Origin of the sequence: Parafannyhessea sp. (assembly GCF_051876455.1) — a bacterium.
In the GTDB taxonomy this organism is placed as follows: domain Bacteria; phylum Actinomycetota; class Coriobacteriia; order Coriobacteriales; family Atopobiaceae; genus Parafannyhessea.
In genome coordinates this window covers 4,114-5,918 of sequence record NZ_JBJEHW010000021.1, presented here as the reverse complement: position 1 = coordinate 5,918, position 1,805 = coordinate 4,114, and the positions used below count along the sequence as shown (strand labels likewise).

Annotated in this window: 2 protein-coding genes; both read left to right on the top strand. The window is 67.6% G+C overall.

What is annotated here, in order from left to right; genetic code table 11:
- A partial coding sequence (locus ACI38Z_RS00875; RefSeq protein WP_439788306.1) for a hypothetical protein occupies positions 1 to 639 on the top strand: 639 nt, incomplete at its 5' end.
- The coding region (locus tag ACI38Z_RS00870; protein ID WP_439788305.1) for a hypothetical protein at positions 640 to 1,805 on the top strand (1,166 nt) is incomplete at its 3' end.

The window sequence follows — 1,805 nt, the reverse complement described above, 5'->3', positions numbered from 1 at the left end:
GCGGCGGACGGGAGCCTGTACTTTGTGAACGACTCCGGCTACCTGTTCAAGATCGGCAACCAGAGCGCCGGCGGCACGCTTCCCAGCCAGGAGACGGGCAAGAGCGCGGTCGAGAAGAACGACAACGGTGGCAAGGACGGCAAGGGCGGCCAGAAGGATCGCCAGCAGAATGGCGGCAACGGCAGCCAGCAGAACGGCGGCAAGGGTTCCGGCGGCAACGGCGGCTCAGGCAAGGGCTCGAAGGGCAACACCAAGACCGTGCAGGGCAGCAAGCAGGCCAGTTCGGTCAAGACCACCAAGACCGTCAAGGGCAAGGCTTCCCCGGCAGACAGCAGCAAGACGACGTCGGGCCCGCTGGCGCTCCTCAAGGGCGTTGCGTCCAGCGTGATCTCCATCACGATCGAGGACGGGGCGGACGCCTCCGGCAACGCCACGGGAACCACGTCCAGCAAGGGCTCTGGCACCAAGCTGGGGAGCTCCGCCGGCAAGTCCGCGCAGGCGGCCGGCCAGGGCGCGCTCGGAACGAGCGGCCTTCCCATCTGGCCGATCATCGGCATGGCACTGGGCGCGGTGGCGTTCATCCTGGCGGTGCTGTGGCGCAGGAACAACGACGACAAGACCGATGCGGGGGCAAGGTAAATGGCAGATCTCGACTACAAGTCCGCAAGCACCGCCGCAGCAGACGGCAGCGGGGCAGGCAAGCCAAAGGACCCGCGCACTCCAAACCCCGGCACGCAAGGCGGGGGTGAGCCCAAGCGCAAGGTGAGCCCGGCCCGCGTCATCGTCGCGGTGCTGGCCGCTGCACTCGTGGCATTCTGCGCCTGGTCCATGAGCCAGTACGCGCAGGGGAGGGACCCCCTCGCCTTCGCGTCCGGCTCCGTGGAAGAGAGCGGCAAGTCCGCGCTGCTCTCGGCCGGTAAGACCGATTCGAGCTCCTCCTCGGCTAAGGCATCCGGCAAGGACGCCGCCAAGGCCAAACAGATCGACAAGGACACCGTCACCAAGGCGCTCGCGAGCCTCAGGCTCGGGAAGACCGACCTTGCCGTCACCAAGGACGTGACCGTCGTCGTCACCAAGGACGGCATCTGGGTCGAGCACGTGTCCTCCGCAACGGGCGAAGGCCTCGTGACGGACACGTCCCGCCGGGCGCTCGCGCTCGCAAAGTGGGTCGCGCGCCAGGGAGGCAACGCAAAGGTAACGTGGGTCGAGGAGGACTCCACGGGCGTTGTCCGCATGTCCGTGACGATCAGCTCTAAGGCCGCGGCTGGCGTGAGCAAGAAGGACGCCGCCACGATCCTTTCCGCCGCGAGCGGCTATGCGATTGACAAGGACACGTACTCGCAGCTCAAGCAGCCGTCCTTCTCGGCAGAGAAGGGCAAGGCGACGCTTCCCGGCGGCGGCACGATCACCGTGGGCAGCGAGGCCACGTCCAAGGCCGAGGCGACCTCGTCCAGTAGCTCCAGCGCGAGCGGCTCCAACAACGGCACGTCCAACGGGTCCAACTCGGGCTCCGGCTCAAACTCCAGCTCGGGCAACACGACGGGCGAGAAGAACAACGGTGCCAACTCCACGTCCGGCGGCCAGGATTCCGCAAAGCCGACCGCGGGCAAGATGACCGTGTCCGTCTCCATCAACGGATCGTCGAGCCGGGTGAGCCTCTCGCAGGGCGCGTCCGCCTACGACGCGCTGCTCGCGACCGGCGCCTCCGTCAGCTCGGGCGCGTACCCCGGCGGCGGCACGTGGGTCACGGCCATCAATGGCCTGGGCGAGGACTCCTCGCACGGCTGGACCTACAAGGTAAACGG